Source organism: Micromonospora globbae (assembly GCF_003610785.1).
GTDB lineage: Bacteria > Actinomycetota > Actinomycetes > Mycobacteriales > Micromonosporaceae > Micromonospora > Micromonospora globbae.
The window spans coordinates 1-5215 of sequence record NZ_RAQQ01000067.1; the positions used below are offsets into that span (position 1 = coordinate 1).

The window sequence follows — 5215 nt, forward strand, 5'->3', positions numbered from 1 at the left end:
TTAGTGGCGCTGGACAGCAACTCGACCGCCTGGGTGGCGACGGCCGCCGTCACGACCGTTTCCAGGACCTGGTGGCGTCGGCCGGTGTTGCGGCGACGCCGCTGCTGGTGCTCGGGTGCGGCGGCGACCGTGATGTCGCCGAACCTGCCGAGGTCATCCGGGTGCACTCGCCGACGCAGCCACTGCGCGAGCCCGTGAACGTCGCGTAGCTGATCGGCGGCGCCCGCATCGTTGATGGTGTCGAGCAGGGTATTGATCCACTGCTGGGCGGCGAGGCGGGCATCGCCGGGGTCGAGCTGGTGGGGCTGGTGCTCGCGCAGGTCGGCGCCGCAGATGTCTCGGCTGGTGGGCCGGCGCAGGGTGCACCAGTGCGCGTCGACCGTTCCGGTGCGCATCGACCAATGGCTGTGCGGCGCCTGCTGGCAGGCGGGGCAGTAGCCCGCGAGGAGGCAGTGGTGGCGCAGGCAGGCGAAGGTGTAGGGCAGCTGCCAGCGGATCGGCCAGCGGGCGTCGGGCTCGCGTAGACAGGCGGCGCAGAACCGGGAGCCGGGCAGGGCCGGCCACCCGACCAGGTGGTAGGGGGCCAAGACGGCGGTGTCGAGGGCGGTGCGGGGCAGCCCGGCCTGCTGCTCCATGTCGCGTAACTGGCTGGTGGACATGCCCCGAACCAACGTCCGGGGCGTCTTCCTGCGTACCACCTCCGCTAGGCCGAGTGCGGCGACTAGCCACTGCGCGGGCATCTGGTTGCGGCGGGCCAGGCGCAGCAGCCACCCGTCGAGCGCCTCACCCGGGTCAATCCTCGTCCGCAGAGGCAGCACCCTGGGCAGGGTTCCGATCACCTGATGCGGGCGCGGCGGCGTGGGCGGGTGGTCATGGAGCCCGCAGTGAACGCGGCCTGCAGCTGGTGGCGAGCAGCCTCGGACGCCTCGTCGATGCGAATGGTGTCGAGCAAGTCGACGTCAAGGCGTTCGTGGCCGTGGCGGATGGCCTTGTAGCAGCCGCGGGTGACCAGCGTGATGAACGAACCGATATGGCCGGTCGTGCGGGCGAACAGGTAGTCACCGATGTCGGCCAGCATCCCGGGATACGCCCGATTGAGCACGAGTTGCCGTTCGGTGGCCTTGAGCAGGTTGATCCAGTGGACACGGCCAGCGTCGGTGTCGATCAAGAACGGAGGCAGTTCCAGGCGGGTCCAGCGTCGGGCGGTCTGCGCCAGCGCGGCGGCTTCACCGGCCAGTCCTTCGGCGAACAGCCTTCGTTCGGCCAACCCGACACCGGCGTAGACGAACGTCACGGGCAGCTCGTTCGCCAGCCATTTGAGGTGGTTGGATACCTCGACGCCGTCGCGGCGGTTCAGGTCGATGAAGTGCAGGTCGTCGATGATGCCCAGCCGGGTGTCGCAGGACAGGACGCAGTCGACGGCGAACACGGCCAGCTGCGCGGCGCTGGCGCGTTCGGCCCCAGGGTGGCCGTAGAACTCGCAAATCATCCGGTTCAGGGTGCGCAGCGTGGTGCGAGAGGTCAGCCCGACCCGGAACACCGGCAGCCGTTCGTGGCCTTCGTCGGTGACCGGGCCGGCGCGGCGGCGGGCGCGGCGGTCGACGTCACGGGCGAAGGTGTTCGCGATCGTGGTCTTGCCCAACCCGGGCAGCGCGTCGATCACCACAGCACCGCGCACCCGGTCAGGATCCTGCCGGTTCGTGGCGACGATCTGGTCGAGCTCGTCGTGAATCGCGGCCAGCTGCGGGGTCCTCAGGATGCCGAAGTTCGCGTGCCAGTCGTGCCGGGCCTCGGCGTAGTCGTCGCGGGCGTCCTCGCTCAGCGCGGCCAGCCCGGTCGGGGTGAGCCGCTCCGGGCGGGTCCGGGCCGGGGTGTCGACCCATCGTCGCCAGCCCTCCTTGCGGGACAGGCTGTAGAGACCGTTCACGTCAGCACCTCGAACGCGTCGTCGTAGAACCCGTCCTCATCACGGCCTGCGGCGAAGTCGCCGTCATCGTCGTCCCCAACCAGAGGATCGCCGACCGAGGTCGCCTCGTCGGCCGGCTGCGCCCTGGAGCCGGACGGCTCGACGTGGGGCAGGGCGGCGTACTCCAACGACAGGCGAGCGGCCATGCGCCGCTCCCGCCGGTCGGTGACCATCCCCACGCTCCACCGCTCAAGCAGTTCCGAAAGCGCTTTCGCCGGCTCTAGGGCCGCGCCGGGCGCGGCAGCCAGCCGGCGGGCGTAGGCGGCGGCATCGGCCGAGAACGGCGCGTCCAGGCCGGCGGCGTGTTCCCAGTCGAGCCGGTGCCACCGCTGGTCGGCCGGATCCTGGAACCAGGCGTGACGCACGTCGTCCGGATTGAGCCGGATCGGCCACCGCCCCGCCAGAGCACCCCGGTACGGGCTGCGCGTGTTGCGATAGCCGTTCAACCCGGGACCGTTATAGCGCAACCCGTTGATCTCCACCCCGTAGTGCTGGATCGTGCGCCCGACAACCGGCAGGAAGTCCAGGGCCAGGTCCGGGCTGGCGGGCAGCCGCAGCAGCCCGGCCGCTGCGATGCCGGCGCCGAACATCTCGACCGGAGACAGGGCCAGATGTGGCCAGGCTGCAATCGTCAGCCCGTCGTGCTTGGCCCGGTGATAGACCGTCGCGATCCACTCCCGGATCACGTCCTCCACCTCATGCAGGAACAGGAACGCCTCGGTCTCGACGTTCAGGCCACGCGAGTGCAGGTCCGGGCCCTTGTAAGCAGGCAGGTGCTGGATCAGCCCTTCGCGCAGGGTGCGGAAGAACCGTTCGACGGTGGGTTTGTCGGTAGGCTTGTGCAGCTGCGCTGGCTGCATCGAGATCCCCATCCGGGTGCAGACGCCGATCACATGCGCCGATAGGAACACCTTGCCGTGATCAACGACCAGGGTTTCCGGCGCGCAGACCGGCCCGGCCGACGGCACCGACGCGTCGAACACCACCTGCGACGGGACACCGTGATACGGCCAGGCCGCTGACGGCGGCCACGAGTCCGGGACCGGCCGCCCGGCGACCGCCTCGAACAGCACCCCGGCGACATCGACCGCCTTCGTTGACACCGGCGTGACCCGCAGCCCGACGATGCAGCGGGTGAACAGGTCCTGCGCGACCGTCAGCTGCGCCCGCACCCACCGGCAGGTCACCGGCTCCATGGCGAACACGTCCAGATCCTGGGTGTCCAGGATCAGGTACTCGCCGGGCCGGGTCGCCTCCAGCCGTCCGTAGACCCCCGCCGGACGCTCGGCGATCGACCGGCGGCCTTTCGCGCTGCCAGACACCGCGTTCGTGCCCTTGGTCAGCTCGGCCAACCGGCGGTAGGCGGTCGCCTGTGACGGCAACGGCACCACGCTGTCGCCGAACTGCTCGGCCAGCGCCGCGCTCACCCGCGCGATCACCGCGCTGCGCGTCGGCGTGGACGCATTCACCAGCCCAGCCAGCACCTGCCGCGCCGCCTCGTCCCAGCGCGGGTCCACCAGTGACGACGCGCCCGGACGCCGCGTCACCAGACCGGCCTCGCCCGCCTCCCGGTAACCGGCTACCCACCGCTCGACCGTCCGCGCGGTCACGCCCAACTGGGCCGCCTTGTTGGCGTAACGGGTCTTCCACGGCACCTCCGCCGCGAACCGCGGATCGGGTTCCCCCGACGCAGCCCGGTCAGGCTGACCGCTGCGGAACCCGGTCAACACCTCCCGGACGTGCTCAGCACGCTCCGCGATCTCCTGCCGCTGCCGGCGGCTCAACCCGGCCAGCAACACACCCACCGACGGCCCTTCATCGGCCCGGCCCGTCACCGCCTGCGCGGCCATCACCAGCCGCGCCAGCCCCACGCTCACCAGGCCGCCGGTGCGGACATTGCGCAGCACCACCCGCGTCCCGTCCAGCTCGACGACCTCGGACACATCGCCGTCGAACAGCAGTTGCGCCCCCGGCCCAACCGTCAACACCCGATCGGTCACGCCGCTACCCCGGCCGACATGCTGATCGGCGTGCCGGACCCCAAGGGCCGCTCCAGCTCCGCGTGCAGCGCGCCCGCCCAAATCAGGTGCAACACCACCGGCCGTGCCACCTCCAGCGGCGCGTACGAGGTCAACGCCGCCTCCAGCCCACCGACCGTTGCCTGACCGGCCGCTAGCTCCAGCGCCACCGGCACCAGCGCCTCGTTCACCACCGGCCTGCGCCGGTAACCCGCGAGAAATGTGACGTTGGCCAGCACCTGACGATCCGCTCCGGTCCACACCTCGAACGCCCAGCCACGGGCGGCCACGACCTCCCGCGTCCACGCGAACATCGCCGCCACATCCGGCTCTGCCACCCGGCGCGCCGGCTTCACGTCAACGACCGTCACCAGGCCAGAGTCGTTGAGCAGCAATAGATCCGGCACATGCCGGCGGACCCGGCTGCCATCCTCGCCGACCAGCTGAAACGGCTGGGCCGCAATCCCTACCACCGCGGCGTCGAAGTCGGCCAGCATGATCCGGGCCAACTCCAGCCGGCTCTCGTACGCGACCAGCCGGCGCATCGTGGCCGACCAGTACCAGCCCGAATAGAAGCGGCGGCCTCGATACCAGCGGCAGTCACGGACCGGCATGCCGGCCAGCACATCTTCGACCACAACGCGAGCCAGCGCCGACTCCGACAACGACCCGTCTGCGCCCCGCCACCGCACGGCCATCGGCACATCGCGGCGAGCCGCATCCTCCCGAGCCACGCGATGAATCGTGCTACGTTGCGTCGTAATTGGACCCTCCGCCACGCCGACGTCACTCACATTCATGTCGCAAGCGACATCCACGACGACACGATCTTGAGAAAGCGTCATCGAGGTTGAGAACCTACAACGGTCATGAATCGACGATTCGGCGTACGGCGGCCAGTTGACTGGCCCACGCGTCCAGGCGGCTGATCTTGACGACGTCGCCGCTGTGCGGGGCCTGCACGATCAGTCCTTGGCCGAGGTACATGCCGACGTGGCCGGGACGGGCGGTGCTGCCGCGGCTGCCGGCGATGAACAGCAGGTCTCCCGGCCGCAGGTCGCGGTAGTCGGTGACCGCGGTACCGGCATGGACCTGCTCTCTGGTGGTGCGGGGAATGGCGATGCCGGCGGCCCGGTATGCCTGCTGCAGCAGAGACGAGCAGTCGCACTGGCGGGCGGGAATTCCGGAGTGGGGTGCGGTGCAGTCCCCGCCGAAGGTGTAGGGGGTGCCG

Annotated in this window: 5 protein-coding genes; all 5 read right to left on the minus strand. The window is 70.3% G+C overall.

Translation table 11 applies throughout. The annotated features are described in order from the left end of the window. Positions 1 to 818, minus strand: an 818-nt coding sequence (locus D7I43_RS32085) for a TniQ family protein (RefSeq protein ID WP_192902323.1), incomplete at its 3' end; no start/stop codon positions are given. Positions 819 to 835: 17 nt separating this feature from the next. Further along, positions 836 to 1927, minus strand: a complete 1092-nt coding sequence (locus D7I43_RS32090; RefSeq protein ID WP_109904537.1) for a TniB family NTP-binding protein — start codon at positions 1925 to 1927, stop codon at positions 836 to 838. After that, a complete protein-coding gene (locus D7I43_RS32095; protein ID WP_109904535.1) occupies positions 1924 to 3966 on the minus strand; it encodes a helix-turn-helix domain-containing protein in 2043 nt (680 codons plus the stop codon). The genes D7I43_RS32090 and D7I43_RS32095 overlap by 4 nt, the downstream gene beginning before the upstream one ends. Next, positions 3963 to 4718, minus strand: a complete 756-nt coding sequence (locus D7I43_RS32100) for a TnsA-like heteromeric transposase endonuclease subunit (protein WP_204985346.1) — start codon at positions 4716 to 4718, stop codon at positions 3963 to 3965. Before D7I43_RS32100 ends, D7I43_RS32095 begins: the two co-directional genes overlap by 4 nt. Positions 4719 to 4851: 133 nt before the next feature. Continuing rightward, a partial coding sequence (locus tag D7I43_RS32105; RefSeq protein WP_147427377.1) for a C40 family peptidase occupies positions 4852 to 5215 on the minus strand: 364 nt, incomplete at its 5' end.